Raw genomic sequence first — 18,045 nt, 5'->3', positions numbered from 1 at the left:
GACGACCTCAGACGACGACGCTGACGAGGCGTCCGCGAACGTAAACGGTTTTGCGCGGCGTGCGTCCGGCCAGCTCGGCGACGATTTTCGCATCGGCCATCGCCGCAGCAACCGCATCGGATTCGCCCGCATCCGCGGCGATCGTGATCCTGCTGCGCACCTTGCCGTTGACCTGGACCGCGACTTCGACGCTGTCGCGCACCAACGCCGCAGGATCGTGCTCGGGCCACGCGATCTGCTCGAGCCCGGGACCTTCGCCGATCGTCGACTCCCACAGCTCGCAGCAAAGGTGCGGCGCGAACGGCAGCAGCAGCCTCAGCACCGTCGCGACGGCGAACGGTACTACCGGATCCGTCTCGCCGCCGGCCTGGCCGCGACGCTCATAAACGGCGTTGACCAGCTCCATGATCGCCGAGACCGCCGTGTTGAAGTGCATGCGCTCGCCGATGTCGCGGGTCACGCGGCGAATCGTGTCGTGAACGGTCGCGCGGAGTTTCTTCGACTCGTCGGCGAGGCCCCGGGGACCGGGATCCTCCCATCGAAAGGGACCGTCGCCGACGGAGAGCACGAGGCGCCACACGCGCGAGAGGAACCGGTGGCTGCCCTCGACGCCGCGCTCACTCCAGTCGAGGTCTTTTTCCGGAGGCGCGGCGAACATCGAGAACAGCCTTGCCGTATCGGCGCCGTACTCCTGGACGAGCTCATCCGGATCGACGACGTTGCCCTTGGACTTGCTCATCTTCGCGCCGTCCTTGATGACCATGCCCTGGGTCAGCAGGTTCGTGAACGGCTCGTCGAGCGCGATCCATCCAAGATCGCGCAGCACGCGCGTGAAGAAGCGCGAATACAGCAGGTGCAGCACCGCGTGCTCCACTCCGCCGATGTACTGGTCGACCGGAAGCCAGCGCTCGAGCTGCTGGCGGTCGAACGGCGCGTCCGAATCTCGCGGCGACGTGTAACGCAGGAAATACCACGACGACTCGACGAACGTGTCCATCGTGTCGGTCTCGCGACGTGCGGCGCCGCCGCAGCGCGGGCAGTCGACGTTCACCCAGGAATCCAACGACGGAAGTGGAGACGCGCCCCCTTCGAGAAGAGGCGCGTCGGCCGGAAGCTCGACGGGAAGGTCCTTCTCGGGCACCGGCACGATGCCGCACGCGCCGCAGTGGATCACCGGGATCGGCGTGCCCCAGTAGCGCTGGCGAGAGATCCCCCAGTCGCGAAGTCGATAGTGGACCTTGCGCGTGCCATTGCCGGCGTTTTCCAGCGTTTCGGCGATGCGCGCGCGGGCCTCCGCGCTGGCCAGGCCCGAGAACGCGCCGCTCGCCGTGAGCACGCCGTCGTCCTCGTATGCGGCCGTCATCGACGCCACGTCCAGATGCCCGCCGGCCGGCTCGACGACCGCTCGCAGCGGCACGCCGTGCTCGCGCGCAAACTCGAAGTCTCGCTGGTCGTGGGCGGGCACCGCCATCACGGCGCCTGTGCCGTACGCCATCAGCACGAAGCTGGCGACGTGGATCGGGACCTTCTCGCCGGTCAGCGGATGAATGGCGTGGCAGCCCGTCGCGACTCCATCCTTGCCCTGGGCGCGTTCTTCGGGCGTGCGGCGGCGCATGCTCGCGACGAACTCGCGCACGGCGGCTGCATTGCCGCCGGCCTCGCCGAGGCGCAGCGCCAGCGGATGCTCGGCCGCAATGCTCGCGAAGGTGACGCCGAACAGGGTGTCGGCCCGCGTCGTGAAGATCGCCAGGTCGTCGCCGGTCTCGGCGACGCGGAACGTCATCTCGACCCCTTCGCTGCGGCCGATCCAGTTGCGCTGCATCGTGCGCACTTTCTCGGGCCAGCCGCCGAGACCGTCCAGCCCGGCCAGAAGCTGGTCGGCGTACGCAGTGATGCGAAGGAACCACGCGTCGATTTCCTTCTGCAGGACGGGCCTGTGTCCTCGCCAGCACTGGTCGTCCTCGACCTGTTCGTTGGCGAGCACGGTGCCGCACTGGTCACACCAGTTGACGACGGCCTTCTTGCGATACGCCAGCCCTTTTTCGAGCATCTGCAGGAAGAACAGCTGCTCCCAGCGGTAATAGCCCGGGTGGCAGGTCGCGATTTCGCGCCACCAGTCGTAGCTGAAACCCATGCGCCGCAGCTGCTGGCGCATGGCTGCGATGTTCTCGTACGTCCACGCGGCAGGCTGCACCCCGCGCTGGATCGCCGCGGTCTCTGCGGGAAGTCCGAACGCATCCCAACCCATCGGATGAAGGACTTCGTGGCCGCGCGCGCGAAGGAAGCGGGCAAGCACGTCGCCGATCGTGTAGTTGCGCACGTGACCCATGTGGATGCGGCCCGACGGGTACGGGAACATTTCGAGCAGATAGAAACAGCGACTGGCTTCGCCTGCGGCGCGCGGCGTGCGGGCCGCTTCCTCCCAGCGGCGCTGCCAGCGTTCTTCGACTGCTTTCGCGTCGTAAACGTCGTCGGGTTTCATCGTCCGACTCCCCGCACACCGGCGATGCGACCGGCGTCGCGCGCCACCCTGTCGAGCACGCCGTTGATGAAGGACGCCGCTTTCTCGTCCGAGAAGCGGTGCGCGATCTCGACAGCCTCGTTGATCACGACCGGGGCGGGCACTTCGGGTGACGCGAGCAGCTCACCGACGGCCAGGCGCAGCAGGTTCAGGTCCACGCGCGAGAAACGGTCGAGGTCCCAGTTGGCTGCTGCGGCATCGATGGCGGCGTCGATCTTCGCTTCGTCGTCGAGCACGTGGCGCACCAGCTGCTCGGCGAATTCGCGAGTACGCTCGTCCTCGCTGGCCTCGGGCCAGGAGCTCCAGTACGCGGCGATCGCTTCGTCTCCGTGGTCGCCCGTGAGGTCGACCTGGTACAGAAGCTGGAGCGCGGCCTCGCGGGCCCGGCGCCGCGACGGTCGGCTCACCGGTGGCTCCCGCCGCTGCGCACCTGCCGGATCGTCGCCAGCGTCTCGACTGCGGTGACGACGGCCTCGTAGCCCTTGTTCCCGACCGAGCCTCCGGCTCTTTCGAGCGCCTGCGTGGTGTCGTCCGTCGTCAGAACTCCGAAGGCGACCGGCTTGCCGGTGTCGATGGCGACCTGCGCGATGCCGGCCGCCGCCTGCTGGCAGACGTACTCGAAATGCGGAGTCTCGCCGCGAATGACGGCGCCGAGACAGACCACCGCGGAGTAGCGTTCGCTGCGCGCGGCCTCGCGCGCGAGCAGAGGAAGCTCGAACGCACCCGGCACCGTATAGACGTCCACGTCGTCGCAGACGACGCCGAGCCTGGTGACGGCTTCGCGCGCGCCCTCGAGAAGATTGTCGGTGACCGCGCGGTTGAAGCGGCTGACGACGATCGCGATGCGATCGGGCGCGGCGCTCATGACTCTCCCTCCGGATCTGCCGGATCTGCCGGATCGGCGCTGCCGGGCTGCACTTCGAGCAGGTGGCCGAGCTTGCGCCGCTTGGTGCGCAGGTACGCGATGTTGTCCTCGTGGGCGGGGATCTCGATCGGGCGCCGCTCGGTGACGGTGATGCCGTAACGCTCGAGGCTCGCGACTTTGCGCGGGTTGTTCGTCAGCAAGCGCACGCGGCGCACGCCGAGGTCCTTGAGGATCTGCGCCGTGATCCCGTAGTCGCGCAGGTCCTCGCCGAAGCCGAGGTCGAGGTTGGCCTGCACCGTGTCGCGGCCGCGGTCCTGCAGCTCGTAGGCCCGCACCTTGTTCGCAAGGCCGATGCCGCGCCCTTCCTGGTGCATGTAGACGATGATGCCGCGGCCTTCGCGCGAGATCGTGTCCATTGCCAGGTGGAGCTGGTCGCCGCAGTCGCAGCGCGTGGATCCGAACACGTCTCCCGTCAGGCATTGCGAGTGCACGCGCACCGTGACCGACTCGTCGCCGGAAAGGTCTCCCGCCACGAGCGCCATGTGCTCGTCGTGATCGAAGTCGTTGCGGTAGACGATCGCGCGAAAACGACCGCCGTAGCCGCTTTCGATCTCGCGCTCGACGATGCGGTCCACGACGAGCTCGGTAGCCAGGCGATGGGCGACGACTGCACCGATCGGCAGCATCACGAAACCGAACTCCGTGGCCAGCTCTCGCAGGGAGTCCGGGCCGGCAAGCTCGCCGTCGGCGTCGAGAACTGCGCAGAGCGCGGCGGAATCGGACTCGCCGGCCAGCGAGCACACGTCCGAGGCTGCGGCCGCCGCGTCGGCACGTACGAGCACTCCTCCGCTTCGGACCTGGATCGGGAACACGTGGCCCGGCATGACCAGGTCCGCCGGGCTCGCGTCCGGTGCGCTGGCGACCTGGATCGTTGCGGCACGGTCGGCGGCCGAGATGCCCGTCGTCACGCCGCGCGAAGCCTCGATCGATGCGCCGAAGGCGTGCCCCTGGCGAAACGGGGTGTCCGCGACCAGCAGCGGAATTCCGAGGCTGCGAAGACGATCCTCGTGCACGGCCAGGCAGATGAGGCCGCCTGCGCGCCCCGCCATCAGGTTGACCATTTCGGCCGTGATGCGACGCGCGCTCGCGCACAGGTAGCCGCCGCTCTCGGGCCGGTTCTCGTCGTAGAGGATGACGCCCCGTCCGCGCGCGATCTCGCGGATCGCAGCGTCGAGGTCGGCCGGGCGACTGCTGGCGGAGCGTTTCACGACGGCTCCCCTTCCCACAGGAAATCCTCGCCGACCGCTGCGAACGCGCGCGTGCGAAGACGCAGCGCAGCGCCGGCGCGGCGCACGCCGAGGGAGGCGATCATCGGTGTGCCGTCGCCGCCGAGGAGTCGAGGCGCCACGAAGATCGAATAGCGGTCGACGACGCCGGCACCGATCGCAGAGGCCGCAACCGACGATCCACCTTCAACGAGAAGCTCCATCACTCCGCGACGGCTTAGCATCCCGAGCAGGCGTTGCCAGCCGCGACGGCCGCGGGAGTCGAGGCTCTCGATTTCGGCCCCGGCTGCTTCGAGGCGCCGGCGCCGCCCGGCCGGCGCCGACGGCGAGCAGACGAGCATGGCGCGACCTTGGCCTCGCAGAAGACGGGCCTGCGGCGGCGTGCGAAGATCGGGGTCGAGGATGACGCGAAGCGGCTGCGCGGCGCCGCGGATCCGGCACGACAGGCGCGGATCGTCGGCCAGCACGGTTCCGATGCCGACCAGCACGGCCTCGGCGCGGAGTCGAAGCTGCTGCACGAGCGCGCGAGCGGGCTCCCCGGTGATCCACTTCGAGTCGCCGCCGGCGGCCGCGATCCGCCCGTCGAGTGTCGCGGCCAGCTTCAGGTGCACGAGCGGACGTCCGCGCGCGATCACGCTCGCATATCCGCGGATGAGCTCCGCGCATTCGCCGCCGAGCACGCCGGTGACAACGTCGATGCCCGCGCGTTTGAGCGTGCGGACGCCGCGCCCGCGAACCTTGGGATTGGGATCGATGCAGCCGACGACGACGCGCGACACACCTGCTGCGATCAGTGCCAGCGTGCACGGAGGCGTGCGGCCGTGGTGGTCGTGAGGCTCGAGTGTGACGTAAGCAGTGGCTCCGCGCGCGCCGGATCCGGCAGCCGCAAGAGCATTCGCTTCGGCGTGGGGACCGCCGCCGCCTGCATAAAATCCGCGTGCGATTTCGCGCCCGCCCCGCACGATCACGCAGCCCACCGCGGGATTTGGAGTGGTGCGCCCGAGCCCCCGCGCCCCTTCCGCCAAGGCCTCGCGCATCCAGCGCTCGTCGTCGACGCGCCCTGCGCCCGCTTTCGTGTCGCGCCTGGTCGCGGCGCCGCCGCTGCGCTTGAGGGGCTTGTCGTGCGCACCGGCGCTCATTTGCCCGATCCGCCTCCGCCGCGACCGCGTTCGCTGACGAGGTTCTCCACGGTGCGCTGGAACTCGGCAATGTCGCGGAAGGAGCGATAGACCGAAGCGAAGCGCACGTAGGCCACTTCGTCGAGAGTCTTCAGGGTCTCCATCACCTGCTCGCCGACCTCGGCGCTGCGAATCTCGCGAAGGCCGCGCTCCTGCACCGATCGTTCGATGGCGCCGACTCCTTCGTCGATCGCTTCGGTGGGCACGGGCCTCTTCTCGCAGGCCTTGTGAAAGCCGGCTTCGAGCTTGGCGCGGTCCCAGGGTTCGCGGCGGCCGTCCTTCTTGACGACCATGGGCATGACGACGTCGACGTGCTCGTACGTCGTGAAGCGGCGCTTGCAGGCCTGGCACTCGCGGCGCCGCCGCGTCACGCTGCCGTCGCCCACCTCGCGGGAGTCGACGACACGGTCGTCACCGTGCTGGCAATAGGGGCATCGCATTGCGCTTACAGCCGGCGCCCCTTGCTATCCGCGCTGCGCAAGGTGTCCGGTTCAGGACGCGAAGGCGCGCGCCGGATAGATCGGGAAGCGCCGGCACAGCTGTTCGACGTCGCGCGCGACGGCCGTCAGCGCAACCGCGTCTTCGGGCGCGGCAAGCGCACGGGCGACGAGGTGCGCGATCTCGCGCATTTGCGGCTGCATCATTCCTCGCGTCGTCACCGCGGGCGTGCCGATGCGGACTCCCGACGTCACGAACGGGGAGCGCGGATCGAACGGCACGGTGTTGCGGTTGGTCGTGATGCGCGCGGCATCGAGGCACTCCTGCGCCTTCTTGCCGGTGATCTCGGTGTCGCGAAGATCGAGCAGCATGAGGTGGTTCTCGGTGCCGCCGGAGACCAGGCGGAATCCCTCCTCCATCAAGCCCGACGCGAGCGCCTGGGCGTTGTCGAGGATGCCCTGCTGGTAGGTGCGGAACTCGGGGCGCAGGGCCTCGAGGAACGCCACGGCTTTTCCTGCGATCACGTGCATCAGCGGGCCGCCCTGGTTGCCGGGGAAGATCGACGAGTCGATTTTCTTCGCGTGGTCTGCCTTGCAGAGGATCAGGCCTCCGCGCGGGCCGCGCAGCGTCTTGTGCGTGGTCGTCGTGACGAAGTCGCAGTACGGGACCGGCGACGGGTGCAGCCCGGCGACGACGAGGCCGGCAACGTGCGCGATGTCGGCCATCAGCAGCGCGCCGACTTCGTCGGCGATGCTGCGGAAGGCGGCGAAATCGAGCTGGCGCGGATAAGCGCTGTGGCCGGCGACGATCATCTTCGGACGGTGCTGGCGCGCCAGCGCGCGAAGCTGGTCGTAGTCGATGCGGTGGTCGCCCTCGCCCACCCCGTAAGGGACGATCTGGAAGAAGCGACCGGAGAAATTGACGGGGCTGCCGTGCGTGAGGTGACCGCCGTGCGAGAGGTTCATCGCAAGGATCGTGTCGCCCGGCGCCAGCGTCGAGAAGTAGACCGCCATGTTGGCCTGGCTTCCCGAATGGGGCTGGACGTTGACGTGGTCGGCGCCGAACAGCTGCTTCGCCCTGGTAATCGCGAGCTCTTCGACGACGTCGACGTACTCGCAGCCGCCGTAATAACGCCTGCCCGGATAGCCTTCGGCGTACTTGTTGGTCAGCACCGACCCGACGGCCTCGAGCACGGCTTCGCTGACGGCGTTCTCGGACGCGATCAGCTCGAGGTTCAGCTCCTGGCGCCGTCCCTCCTGGCGGATCGCGGTCCAGATCTCCGGATCGGTCGTCTCGAGAAAGTTCACGCCTTTGCCCTCATCGCCAACGTCTTTTCTAACGGCGCCCCAGCGCCGGATGCCAGCTGGCGCCGATGCGCCGGATGCGACTGGCGCTCACGCGCCGCTTGCGCCGCGCTGCCGCTCGATGCGGCGGATCTTGTCGATCCGCTGCTGGTGGCGGCCGCCGTCGAACCCGCTGTTTACCCAAGTCCGGACGATCTCGCGAATCAGTCTTTCGCCGAGCATCCCGCCACCGAGGACGAGCACGTTGGCATCGTTGTGCTGGCGCGAAAGGGCGGCACCGGTGACGTCGTGGACGAGGGCGGCGCGGATGCCGTCGACCTTGTTGGCCGCGATCGACATCCCGATGCCCGACCCGCACAGCAGCACGCCGCGGTCGGCCTCTGCGCCGGCGACCTTGCGAGCCAGCGCCTCGGCGTAGTCCGGATAGTCGACGGATTCGCGGCTGTGCGGACCGAGGTCGGCCACAGTGACGCCGCAGGCTCGAAGCTCGTCGAGGACGACGCTCTTCGCCTCGAGGGCTGCGTGGTCGCTGGCGACGAGGAACCTTGTCGCGCCGGAGGCCACCGCGGCCTCTACTTGCGGTTGTCGATGAAGTCGACGATGTCCTGGACGGTACGGATCTTTTCGGCGTCTTCGTCCGAGATCTCCAGGCCGTACTCTTCTTCCAGGGCCATGATGAGCTGGACGATGTCGAGGGAATCGGCGCCGAGGTCCTCGAGGAACGAGGAGTCGGGCGTGACCTGGGACGGGTCGAGAGTCAGCTGGTCGCAGATGATCTCGACGACACGTTCGGTTGCGGACATCGGAACATCTCCCTTCTGCGGTACGGGCGCATCCGGCGCACCGATGGTCGGATGCCTGCGGAAGACTGGCCGAAGCCTCCCGAAGGAAGGGCTCATATAAAGCCCTGTGCCGTCTTGCAAGGCAGCGGCCGTGCAGGAAAAGCGGTGCGGTCGCAGCAGGCGTCCTTTCGCCGCCGTTGCCACGCGACCCGCGCCCGCGCCGGCGTTCAGGCCTCGGCGGTCTCGATGACTCGGCGACCCTTGTAGTGACCGCAGCCACGGCACGCGCGATGCGGCAGCGTGCGCTCGCCGCAATTCGGGCACGCAACGAGCTGGACAGGCGTCAGGAAGTCGTGGGCCCTGCGCTTGTTCTTCTTCGACTTCGACGTCCTTCGCTTCGGGACCGGCATCTCTTCTTCCTCCTCGAGCTTGCGGGCTTGCTTACCCTGCTCGCCTTCTCATCCGTCTCAGCTTTCTCAGCTGTCTCATCTTTCTCATCTTTCTCATCTTTCTCATCGTGCCAGCCGTGCTCGACTTTGCCTCGTCAGAGCTTCTTCAGGCTCTCCATGCCACCGAGCTTTCCCATCGGCCTGGCAGCCTGGCAACGGCACGCTTCGCGATTCAGGTTCGCTCCGCATCCCGCGCAAAGTCCCCGGCACTCCTGCGAGCAAAGCGGCAGGGAATCCAGGGCCAGCAGGGCCTGCTCGCAAACCAGCGGGCCAAGGTCGAGCTCGTCACCGCTGTAGTGATCGACGCCCTCGTCATCTTCCGCATCGTCGTTTGCCGCGGCCCGCGGCAGGATCACGAAGCGGAACTCGCGCTCCAGCGGCCTCTCGAACTCGTCGAGGCAGCGCCCGCAGGTGGCGCGCAGCGAACCCTTGATGCCGCCGTGGAAGTGAACGTTGCGCTCGGAGCGATAAACCTCCGCATCGACGTCCAGGTCCTCGGCAAAATGCTGGTCGCCGGCGCCGGGGCTCGCATTCACCAGGGTGTTCAGCGACGCCGCCGGCTGGCGGAAGCGCAACTGACGGGCCTCTTCCTTGAGGTCGGGGACCCTGATGATCACTGCCTGCTCCGCCGCCTCGCCGCGAACCGGGTCCGATAGCGCGTGCGGGCTGCGGAGGCAACGCACAGCCGGCGTTCAGTCGTGGTCGCGCTCGGCCTGTCTTGGCTCCGCAATCTCCAGCGCTTTTTCGAGCTTTCTCACGCGCCGCAGCAGCTCCGGCAGGCGAAGGAGAGCGGCTGCGGCGCGGCGCCACAGGCCGATGTCAACTGCCGGCAGGCCCGATACCGTGGCGCCCGGCGCGATGTCTCCGATCACGCCGGCCTGGGCCGCGATCCTCGCGTCGTCACCGACCGAGAGGTGCCCGGCAAAACCGGCCTGTCCGCCTGCCATCACCCTCTCGCCGATCGTCGTGCTGCCTGCCATGCCCGACTGCCCTGCCAGCATCGAGCCGGCACCGATGCGACTGCCGTGGCCGACCATCACGAGGTTGTCGAGCTTGACGCCGCGGCCGAGCACGGTCGCGCCGATCGTCGCGCGGTCCACGGTCGTATTGGCGCCGAGCTCCACCGCGTCCTCGAGACGGACGGTCCCGATCTGCGCAATGGAAACGGGAAGGTCTTTTCCCTGCGGCAGGAATCCGAATCCGTCGCCTCCGACGACAGCGCCGGGCTGCAGTACGACGTCGTCGCCGATCTCGACCCCTTCGCGCACGACGCTTCCCGCGTGAGCCGTAAAACGTCGCCCGATTCGTGCGCCAGCGTAGATGACGACGTGCGGATGCAGCACGGCATCGTCGCCGATCGTGGTGTCCTGGCCCACCACGACGAAGGCTCCGATCGATGCACGGGCACCAACCTCGGCACCGTCGCCGATCACCGCCGTCGGATGAATGCCGGGAGCGGGCCGCGGCCTCGAATCGAACAGCGCAACTGCCTTTACGAAAGCCGCGTACGGCTCTTTGGCGCGAAGGGCGGCGCGACCGAACGTATCCTCGCCGATCGCCACGATGACCGCCGAGGCCCCGGTGCTGCGCAGAAGGGGCCTGTAGCGGGGCGCCGCGACGAAGGTCAGGTCACCAGGGGCCGCTTCGTCGATCGGCGCGAGGCCGCGGATTTCGATATCCGGGTCCCCGTCCAGCGCGAGATCGAGGCGGTGCGCGATCTCGCCAAGGCGCATGATCGCGGATTTTTGCCTTTCGGCTCCCTCTGCGCAACTATGACCGATTCGCCCCGCCTCGGCGCCGATACGGCGCAGGCAGCCCGCCTCTGGCGGGCCGCGCGGGAGCCGGCATCGAGCCGCACACGAAAGCGGCCGTTTCGCGCAAAGGAATCCGAAGTGAACGTTCTCAAGCTCGGCCTTCCCAAGGGCAGCCTCGAACAGACGACGATCGACCTGATGAAGAAATCGGGCTGGCGCGTCACGACCAGCTCCCGAAGCTATTTTCCGAACATCGACGACGGCGAGCTGGCGTGCTCGCTCGTGCGGGCCCAGGAAATGGCCCGTTACGTCGAAGTGGGCTCCCTCGATTGCGGAATCACGGGGAAGGACTGGATCGCCGAGAACTCGTCCGACGTCGAGGTGATCTGCGACCTCGTCTACTCCAAGGCCTCGTTCCGCCCGACACGCTGGGTGCTGGCGGTCCCCGCCGATTCGAAGATCCGCAGTCCCGAGGATCTCGCAGGAAAACGGATCTCGACCGAGCTGGTCGGTTTCACGAAGCGTTACTTCGCGTCGCGCGGCGTGCCGGTCGACGTCGAATTCTCATGGGGTGCAACGGAGGCGAAGGTCGCGGCGGGTCTTTGCGATGCCATCGTCGAGGTCACCGAGACGGGCAGCACGCTGCGCGCAAACGGTCTCGTGATCATCGCCGACCTGATGGAATCCAATCCCCAGCTGATCGCCAACCGCAGCGCCGTCAAGGATCCGTTCAAGCGCGGCAAGATCGACCAGATCTCGATGCTGCTGCAGGGAGCGCTCAAGGCCGAGGCGCAGGTTGGCCTCAAGATGAACGTGCCGCAGGGCCGCGTCTCGGACGTCATCGCGATCCTGCCGTCGATCACGGCACCGACGGTCGCGAACCTTCACCAGAAGGACTGGGTATCGATCGAAGTCGTGATCGCCGAGTCGGTGGTGCGCGACCTCATTCCGCGGCTGGTCGGCTGCGGGGCCGAAGGCATCATCGAGTATCCGCTGAACAAGGTGCTCTGAAGCGGGCCGCCCCTACTCGATCGAGCGCACGGCCCTGGCGGAATAAGCGGTCGTTTTGAGGTCGTTGGACACCTGTCCGGTCAGGAACTCGACGAAGTGGGCGCCTGTCGGCGACCCCGCGCGTGTCGAGTTGGACCAGTAGCGGCCCGAGCGGTTCGGCAGAAATGCCGCGTCCAGGACGCACGGAGCGGAGCTGCAGCCCGGCGAGAGCTTCGTGATGCTCTTGAGCTCGTCGATCGTCGGGATCCGCCAGTCGCAGTGGTTCGCGTAGCAACCCGACGTCGTCGTCGTCATCGTGTCGGTCACGCCGTTGAGCGCCGTCAGGAAGACGGTGTACATCGTCCCCGTCATCGTCGTGTTGGTGCTCGCGCCGCTGGCGGCCCACGTGTACGTGTTGTCGACGTCGTGGACGTCGGTGTTGCTGGCGCTGCCGTCCGAGCCGTCCTTCTTTTCCCATTCCAGCCCGTTAATGTGATCGACGACGGTGAGCCCCGTGTCCTCGAACTGGGTTGCATGACAGTCGGACGTGTCGAAGGTACAGCCCGGGCCGCAGCGCAGGTTGCCGCCGCCGGGGAACCCCTCGCTCTGGCACGTCTGGCCGCTCAACTGGCCGACGTCGCACTGCTCTCCCGATTCCAGCGTTCCGTTGCCGCACTGGGCGCTCGGGATCGTGCCGCCGGCCAGCAGCGTCGCAATCGTCTGCTCGTAGTCGTCGGTGCGCGCGCGGATGTCGCCGAGGTCGTTGTTGCTCGGGCAGACTCCGGCTCCGGCCTGCTCTTCGAGCTTCGGGAACTTCGAATCGATCTTGCTCACACAGTTCGAGTAATCTGGCGAAAGGCTCTTCACCAGGCCCAGGGCGTCGGCCTTGAGGCGGCACGAGGCGTAGCTCGCCGTGGTCTTGAGCTTGCCGGTTTCGCAGCGCACGTCAGGAGAAAGCCCGGCCGCCGCGGGAAGAGCCGGCAGCAAGAGCAGCAAACTCCCGAGGAAGAGGGTGACGCGACGAACGGTCGTGAACTGGGTCATGGTCGTAGCTCCGCGGTCCGTGCCGTCCCGCTTTCCTGCCAGCGGGAACGGGCGTCCTGCTCGGAGCTGGACGGGGACCTCGGCACAAGCCTACGAGGCCGTGACGGGGCTGACAAGACCGCTTTTCCCCCCGCGGGGCACAAACCCACCGCCTGCGCTCGGTTTACGGGCGTTCAGGAGCCGTGACGCTTGCGAAAGCTCTCCCACGTCCGGGTGAGTCCGTCGTGAAAATCGACGAGGACGCGATATCCAAGGCGCGAGCGCGCCGGCTCGATGTCGGCAAGGCTGGTCCGCACGTCGCCGGTCCTGGCTCCGGCGTGGATGCGCTCGAGGGGACGGCCGAGCGCCTTTTCGAGCGCATCGGCAATGTCGACCAGCGTGTAGCTGGCGCCGCACGCGATGTTGAAGACTTCCCCGTCGACCCCCTCGGCCGTTGCGGCCAGCAGGTTGGCGGAGACGACGTTGTCGACGTACGTGAAGTCGCGCGACTGCAGCCCGTCGCCGTGGATCTCCAGCGGCTTTCCCTCGAGCGCCAGGCGCATGAACTTCGGGATCACCGCCGCATACGCCGAGTCCGGCCTCTGGTTCTCGCCGAACACGTTGAAGTAGCGCAGCGAAACCGTCGCGAGCCCGTAGATGCGCGAGAACACGCTGGTGTAGCTCTCGGCAGCCTGCTTCGTGACGGCGTACGGCGAAACCGGCGCCGTGGCCATTCCCACGCGTTTCGGAATTTCGGTGTTCGCTCCGTAGACGGACGACGACGACGAGAACACGACGCGCCGGGCGCCTGCATCGCGCGCCGCCACGAGAACGTACAGCGTGCCGGTGACGTTGACGTCGTTGCTGGTGACCGGGTCCTCGACCGAACGCGGCACGGAGCCGAGCGCTCCGAGGTGCAGCACGTGCGTTGCGCCGCGCATCGCCGAAGCGACGGCGCCTGCGTCACGCAGGTCGCCGCGTACGACCTCGACAGCCGAGCCGAGCGGCTCCAGGTTGGCCTCCAGTCCGGTCGCGAAGTTGTCGAGCACGCGCACGGCTTCCCCTCGCCGCACGAGCTCGGCGACGATGTGGGACCCGATGAAGCCGGCGCCGCCGGTGACGAGCCAGAGCTTGTTCAGAGGCTTTTCCTGTCCGCGCCCTGCGTATGCGCCTTTTGCCCGGCCGCGTGCGCGCGCCCGGGATCGAGGGCCACCCAGTGCGCTTCGCTCGGCTGCACGCGCGCCGACGCCGGCATGCGGTCGATGACGTTGAACTTGAAGATGAACCACAGCGCCGCCACGCCGTCGCGCCACGTGATCTTCTTGCCGGCGTCGTAATCGCGGCCCCAGTAGGAGATCGGAACCTCGAAGATGCGGCAGCGCATCTGCGAAACCCGCGCCGTCACTTCCGGCTCGAAGCCGAAGCGGTCGGCCGTAAGGCGCATCGCCTGGATGACCTCGCGGCGGAACAGCTTGTACCCCGTTTCCATGTCGGTGAGATTGAGGTTCGTCATCACGTTCGACAGCAGCGTCAGCAGCTGGTTGCCGAGCTGGTGCCAGAAGAACAGCACGCGGTGAGGCCCGCCGAGGAAGCGCGAGCCGTAGACGACGTCGGCGACCCCCTGGAGGATCGGCTCCAGCAGGGCCGGGTACTCCATCGGGTCGTACTCCATGTCGGCGTCCTGCACGACGACGACGTCGCCGGTAGCCTGCGCCAGCGCGGTGCGGATCGCCGCGCCCTTGCCGCGATTGATCTCGTGGAAATGGATCTTCAGCGACGGATCGTCGATCGCGAGCTTTTTCAGCAGCTCGCGGGTCCCGTCACGCGAGCAATCATCGACGAGGATGATCTCGGTGCGCACCGGCACGGCGCGCACGCGCGCGATCACGTTCTCCACCGTGTCCAGCTCGTTGTAACACGGGATCAGCACCGAAACGGTGAAGTCGCTCTCGCCCATTGCCTTGTCCTTCTCCTTCTCGCGCGCCCTGCCCGTTCCGGTGCCGCGGCCGCCGCTTTCAAACTGCCACGGGCGCGGCCGCGCGCTGCGCGAGCCTCTTCGGCTCGGACGGCGGGTCCTGCCAGCGCCCGGCAAAGCGCCACAATCCTGCCAGGAACCCCGCGGCCCACGACTGGTGGATCAGCACCAGGGCCAGCCACATCCGCAGCCCGGCCGCCGTGCCCTCGGCCTCCCGGGCCGCCACGGCGGCGAGCAAACCCGCGTACAATGCCATGGCGCCGAGCCCGGTCCAGAGCGCCGGCCTCCAGACCAGACCGGCAACGACGAGCAGCAGGGACCCGGCCTGGAACAGCGGCGGCACGAAATGGCGCACGCTCATCTGCCGCGGGTGCTTCTGAAGCACGCGAACCTTCCACTGGCCGTACTGGAAGAACTGGCGGGCCAGCGCCTTCCAGGACTCGCGGTTCTGGTACAGCGAGCGCATGAGCGGAGAGACGACGATGCGCCCCCCGGCCTTGCGGATGCGGTAGCTCAGCTCGTCGTCCTGGTTGCGGACGAACTCCTCGTCAAACAGGCCGACGCGCTCGAACACTTCGCGCGGCCACATCCCCATGTACACCGTGTCGCAGTCGCGCTCCTCGTTTGCGTAATGGAACGCCGCTCCGATGCCGAACCGCGATGCCATGGCCGCCGCGATGGCCGTGGCGATCGGACCTCCGCCCCGGCAGACCATCGGGCCGCCGACGTTGCTCGCGCCGGTGCGCTCGAGCAGCTCGATGCCGCGCCTCAGGTAATCCCTCTCGATCACCGTATGCGCATCGATGCGCGCGATCACTTCCCCGCGCGCTGCCGCAATCGCCAGGTTGAGGCCCGTCGGAACGATCAACCCGGGGTTGTCGATGCGGCGCACGCGCGGATCTCGCGCTGCCAGTGCATCGAGAAGACGCGGCGACTCGTCGCTCGACATTCCGTCGGCCACCAGCACTTCCATGCGATCGCGCGGCCAGTCCTGCGCGAGCACGCTGCCGAGGCAGCGCTCGATCCAGTCCTGCTCGTTGCGCATCGGAATGATGACGCTGATGAAAGTCCCGTTCATGCCAGCGCCGCCTCGTAGACCGTCGCGGTCGCATCGACCATCGCGCGGATCGAAAAACTCTCCGAGGCCGCGCGCGCCGCGCCCGCGCCCATGCGCCTTGCCGCGCCCGCATCCGCTGCCAGCTCGAGGGCCGCGGCCGCCACCGCCTCGGCATCGCCGGCCTCGACGAGGCGGCCCGTGTGTCGGTCGTCGATCACTTCGGGAGTGCCGCCGACCCTGGTCGCGACGACGGGCAGCGCCGCGGCCATCGCCTCGAGCACGACGTTGGGAGTGCCTTCCCAGTCCGACGTGAGCCAGAACTGGTCGAGGCCCGCGAAAAACTCCGGAATGTCGCTGCGCACGCCCGGGAGGCGGACGCTGGCGGCCAGGCCGCGCCGCTCGACCTCGGCCTGGTAGTGCTCGCGCAGCGAGCCGTCGCCGACGATCTCGAAGCTCGCATCCGGTCTTTCGGCCAGCACCCGCGCGGCCGCGTCGAGGAAAACGTCGAGGTTCTTCTGTGTCTCGATGCGACCGACGGTTCCGATCCTCAGCCCCGCATGGGGCCGGCGCGCAGCGGTGAACCGCGTCGTGTCGACGCCGTTCCAGACGACGACGGTACGCGAGCGCGGGGCCCCGTAGTACTCGGCGGCATAGCGCGCCATCTCGCGCGAATTGCAGATCACGCGCGCCGACGACCGGAAGGCAGCGCGCATCACGAGCCATCGCACGCGGCTCGGCTCCGGTTTGCAGTTTCTCGCGGAAGTCACCAGCGGCACTCCGCGCATGCCCCGGGTCGCCAGGTACGCATAGCTGCTGGCGAGGAACAGGAACGAATGCACCAGCTCGATGCGGTCTTCGCGAAGCGCGCGTCGCAGAGCCCGCACGCGTCCGAGATCGAAGCTGCCGCGCGACGGCAGCACGCGAAGAGGAACGCCAGCCTCGCGGATGCGCGTGCCATAAGGCTCCGCGCTCTCCGACAGGCAATAGACGAACGGCTCGGCAAAGGCGGCAAGACCGCGCGCGAGCTCGAACAGCTGACCCTCGGCACCGCCGTAGGTGAGCTGCCCGATCACGAGCGCGATGCGCCGCGACGGCGGCACGCCGGCACCGCGCGCCGCTTCAGACGCGGAGGATATGGTCCCCGTCGATGCCACGGAATGCATTGCGCGTGTCGATCAGCAGGCGGGCGGCGGCGGCGATTTTCGGACGATCGAAGGCCGTGTGGTCGGTAAGCAGCACGACCGCGTCGGCTGCCGCGATGCGTTCGGGATCGGGCGCGACGCTGCGCAGCTTGCGGCCGCGCACCTCGACCTCGGAGACGAACGGGTCCGAGAACGCGATCTCGGCGCCCTTGTCGATGAGCAGCGCCATCACGTCGAGGGCCGGCGACTCGCGCACGTCGTCGACGTCGCGCTTGTACGCGACGCCGAGCGCGAGGATGCGCGAGCCCTTCAGCGATTTCTCCCGGTCGTTGAGCGCGTCCATGATCTTGGAGGCGACGAACTCCGGCTTGGCTGCGTTGATCTGCCCGGCCAGCTCGATGAATCGCGGCTCGAAGCCTTCGGCCCGGGCTTTCCACGTAAGGTACAGCGGATCGACGGGGATGCAGTGGCCGCCGAGACCCGGCCCGGGGTAGAACGGCATGAACCCGAAGGGCTTGGTGGCGGCTGCGTCGATCACTTCCCAGACATCGATGCCGAGGTGGTCGCACATCATCGCCATCTCGTTGGCCAGCGCGATGTTGACGCTGCGGAACGTGTTCTCGAGCAGCTTGACCATTTCGGCGACGCGCGGAGAGCTGACCATGACGACGCGGTCGATGCAGCGCCCGTACAGTGCCTTGGCGGCCGAGCTCGCGACCGGCGTGCAACCGCCGACGACTTTCGGGATGCGGCGCGTGTCGAACAGCTTGTTGCCGGGGTCGGTACGCTCGGGTGAGAACGCGACCTCGACGTCGCGGCCGGGCTCGAGGCCCGCCGCGCGCAGCCGTGGCAGCACGATCTCGTCGGTGGTGCCGGGGTACGTCGTGCTCTCGAGGATCAGCAGCTGGCCCGGCCTCATGTGCGGAATCAGCGAGTCGATCGCGCCGATCACGTAGGAAAGGTCGGGCTCGCGTGTCTTGCGCAGCGGCGTCGGCACGCAGATGTTGATGGTGTCGAGGTCCGCGACCGCGGCGAAATCGGTCGTCGCATCGAGGAGCTTCCTTGCGACAAGGTCCGAAACGCGCCCGGAGGCCACGTCGAGAATGTACGAGCGGCCGGCGCGGATCGCGTCCACTTTCGGCTGCGACACGTCCAGCCCCGTCACCTTGAGGCCGGAGGCCGCCAGCTCGACTGCCAGCGGCAGGCCGACGTAGCCGAGTCCCACGACTCCTGCATGGGCCCGTCCGTCGGCGATTTTCTTTTCCAGGTCGCTCGTCATCG

The 18,045-nt window shown here is 67.9% G+C and carries 19 protein-coding genes; 1 reads left to right on the top strand and 18 read right to left on the bottom strand.

The genetic code is table 11. The annotated features are described in order from the left end of the window. Window positions 1–7: 7 nt before the first annotated feature. The 12 genes from leuS to lpxD all read right to left on the bottom strand — a co-directional run bounded on the left by leuS (window position 8) and on the right by lpxD (window position 10,556). Window positions 8–2,482: a leucine--tRNA ligase gene (gene leuS, locus VGK20_06140; GenBank protein HEY2773617.1), complete on the bottom strand. Its 2,475-nt coding sequence runs from the start codon at window positions 2,480–2,482 to the stop codon at window positions 8–10. Then, entirely contained in the window at window positions 2,479–2,928 is a 450-nt protein-coding gene (gene nusB, locus VGK20_06135) for a transcription antitermination factor NusB (GenBank protein HEY2773616.1), read from the bottom strand. Before nusB ends, leuS begins: the two co-directional genes overlap by 4 nt. Beyond that, the gene (ribH, locus tag VGK20_06130; GenBank protein HEY2773615.1) at window positions 2,925–3,386 is read right to left on the bottom strand and encodes a 6,7-dimethyl-8-ribityllumazine synthase; all 462 of its coding nucleotides are present in this window, start codon (window positions 3,384–3,386) and stop codon (window positions 2,925–2,927) included. The genes nusB and ribH overlap by 4 nt, the downstream gene beginning before the upstream one ends. Further along, window positions 3,383–4,654, bottom strand: coding sequence for a GTP cyclohydrolase II (ribA, locus tag VGK20_06125; GenBank protein ID HEY2773614.1), 1,272 nt, complete (start codon window positions 4,652–4,654; stop codon window positions 3,383–3,385). The genes ribH and ribA overlap by 4 nt, the downstream gene beginning before the upstream one ends. Next, entirely contained in the window at window positions 4,651–5,811 is a 1,161-nt protein-coding gene (gene ribD, locus VGK20_06120) for a bifunctional diaminohydroxyphosphoribosylaminopyrimidine deaminase/5-amino-6-(5-phosphoribosylamino)uracil reductase RibD (GenBank protein HEY2773613.1), read from the bottom strand. The genes ribA and ribD overlap by 4 nt, the downstream gene beginning before the upstream one ends. Next, a complete protein-coding gene (gene nrdR, locus VGK20_06115; protein ID HEY2773612.1) occupies window positions 5,808–6,290 on the bottom strand; it encodes a transcriptional regulator NrdR in 483 nt (160 codons plus the stop codon). Before nrdR ends, ribD begins: the two co-directional genes overlap by 4 nt. Window positions 6,291–6,341: 51 nt before the next feature. Then, window positions 6,342–7,595 (bottom strand): serine hydroxymethyltransferase, encoded by a 1,254-nt coding sequence (glyA, locus tag VGK20_06110; GenBank protein HEY2773611.1) that lies wholly within the window; start codon window positions 7,593–7,595, stop codon window positions 6,342–6,344. Window positions 7,596–7,682: 87 nt separating this feature from the next. Further along, a complete protein-coding gene (gene rpiB / locus VGK20_06105; protein HEY2773610.1) occupies window positions 7,683–8,156 on the bottom strand; it encodes a ribose 5-phosphate isomerase B in 474 nt (157 codons plus the stop codon). 8 nt (window positions 8,157–8,164) lie between these two features. After that, window positions 8,165–8,395: an acyl carrier protein gene (acpP, locus tag VGK20_06100; protein HEY2773609.1), complete on the bottom strand. Its 231-nt coding sequence runs from the start codon at window positions 8,393–8,395 to the stop codon at window positions 8,165–8,167. A gap of 206 nt (window positions 8,396–8,601) precedes the next feature. Continuing rightward, a complete protein-coding gene (rpmF, locus tag VGK20_06095; GenBank protein ID HEY2773608.1) occupies window positions 8,602–8,784 on the bottom strand; it encodes a 50S ribosomal protein L32 in 183 nt (60 codons plus the stop codon). A gap of 134 nt (window positions 8,785–8,918) precedes the next feature. Beyond that, window positions 8,919–9,440 carry a DUF177 domain-containing protein gene (locus VGK20_06090; GenBank protein HEY2773607.1) on the bottom strand — a complete coding sequence of 174 codons (522 nt, stop codon included), beginning with the start codon at window positions 9,438–9,440 and terminating at the stop codon, window positions 8,919–8,921. A gap of 75 nt (window positions 9,441–9,515) precedes the next feature. Next, a complete protein-coding gene (gene lpxD, locus VGK20_06085) occupies window positions 9,516–10,556 on the bottom strand; it encodes a UDP-3-O-(3-hydroxymyristoyl)glucosamine N-acyltransferase (protein HEY2773606.1) in 1,041 nt (346 codons plus the stop codon). A gap of 159 nt (window positions 10,557–10,715) precedes the next feature. Here lpxD and hisG point away from each other — a divergent pair, with 159 nt between their 5' ends. Beyond that, complete coding sequence (gene hisG / locus VGK20_06080; GenBank protein ID HEY2773605.1) at window positions 10,716–11,588, top strand: ATP phosphoribosyltransferase; 873 nt, start codon at window positions 10,716–10,718, stop codon at window positions 11,586–11,588. Between the two features lie 12 nt (window positions 11,589–11,600). Here hisG and VGK20_06075 read toward each other — a convergent pair whose 3' ends face one another. The 6 genes from VGK20_06075 to VGK20_06050 all read right to left on the bottom strand — a co-directional run bounded on the left by VGK20_06075 (window position 11,601) and on the right by VGK20_06050 (window position 18,043). Beyond that, entirely contained in the window at window positions 11,601–12,611 is a 1,011-nt protein-coding gene (locus VGK20_06075) for a DUF1566 domain-containing protein (GenBank protein ID HEY2773604.1), read from the bottom strand. 173 nt (window positions 12,612–12,784) lie between these two features. Then, window positions 12,785–13,663: an NAD-dependent epimerase/dehydratase family protein gene (locus tag VGK20_06070; GenBank protein HEY2773603.1), complete on the bottom strand. Its 879-nt coding sequence runs from the start codon at window positions 13,661–13,663 to the stop codon at window positions 12,785–12,787. Window positions 13,664–13,725: 62 nt separating this feature from the next. Then, window positions 13,726–14,547, bottom strand: coding sequence for a glycosyltransferase family 2 protein (locus tag VGK20_06065; protein ID HEY2773602.1), 822 nt, complete (start codon window positions 14,545–14,547; stop codon window positions 13,726–13,728). Between the two features lie 58 nt (window positions 14,548–14,605). Then, a complete protein-coding gene (locus tag VGK20_06060; protein ID HEY2773601.1) occupies window positions 14,606–15,643 on the bottom strand; it encodes a glycosyltransferase family 2 protein in 1,038 nt (345 codons plus the stop codon). Continuing rightward, window positions 15,640–16,722, bottom strand: coding sequence for a glycosyltransferase (locus VGK20_06055; protein ID HEY2773600.1), 1,083 nt, complete (start codon window positions 16,720–16,722; stop codon window positions 15,640–15,642). The genes VGK20_06060 and VGK20_06055 overlap by 4 nt, the downstream gene beginning before the upstream one ends. 19 nt (window positions 16,723–16,741) lie before the next feature. Further along, a complete protein-coding gene (locus tag VGK20_06050) occupies window positions 16,742–18,043 on the bottom strand; it encodes a nucleotide sugar dehydrogenase (GenBank protein ID HEY2773599.1) in 1,302 nt (433 codons plus the stop codon). Window positions 18,044–18,045: the final 2 nt, after the last annotated feature.

This window comes from Candidatus Binatia bacterium, assembly GCA_036493895.1.
GTDB lineage: Bacteria > Desulfobacterota > Binatia > UBA1149 > CAITLU01 > DATNBU01.
Note: the sequence above shows the minus strand (reverse complement) of the source record. Positions and strands in the feature narration are given on the sequence as shown.

Bases quoted from the DNA above. Each gene is read 5' to 3' on its own strand.
- VGK20_06065 (HEY2773602.1), bottom strand. From the start codon at position 14,547: ATGGGCGAGAGCGACTTCACCGTTTCGGTGCTGATCCCGTGTTACAAC.
- VGK20_06050 (HEY2773599.1), bottom strand. From the start codon at position 18,043: ATGACGAGCGACCTGGAAAAGAAAATCGCCGACGGACGGGCCCATGCA.
- nrdR (HEY2773612.1), bottom strand. From the start codon at position 6,290: ATGCGATGCCCCTATTGCCAGCACGGTGACGACCGTGTCGTCGACTCC.
- lpxD (HEY2773606.1), bottom strand. From the start codon at position 10,556: ATGCGCCTTGGCGAGATCGCGCACCGCCTCGATCTCGCGCTGGACGGG.
- ribD (HEY2773613.1), bottom strand. From the start codon at position 5,811: ATGAGCGCCGGTGCGCACGACAAGCCCCTCAAGCGCAGCGGCGGCGCC.
- VGK20_06060 (HEY2773601.1), bottom strand. From the start codon at position 15,643: ATGAACGGGACTTTCATCAGCGTCATCATTCCGATGCGCAACGAGCAG.
- acpP (HEY2773609.1), bottom strand. From the start codon at position 8,395: ATGTCCGCAACCGAACGTGTCGTCGAGATCATCTGCGACCAGCTGACT.
- ribH (HEY2773615.1), bottom strand. From the start codon at position 3,386: ATGAGCGCCGCGCCCGATCGCATCGCGATCGTCGTCAGCCGCTTCAAC.
- leuS (HEY2773617.1), bottom strand. From the start codon at position 2,482: ATGAAACCCGACGACGTTTACGACGCGAAAGCAGTCGAAGAACGCTGG.
- rpmF (HEY2773608.1), bottom strand. From the start codon at position 8,784: ATGCCGGTCCCGAAGCGAAGGACGTCGAAGTCGAAGAAGAACAAGCGC.
- VGK20_06075 (HEY2773604.1), bottom strand. From the start codon at position 12,611: ATGACCCAGTTCACGACCGTTCGTCGCGTCACCCTCTTCCTCGGGAGT.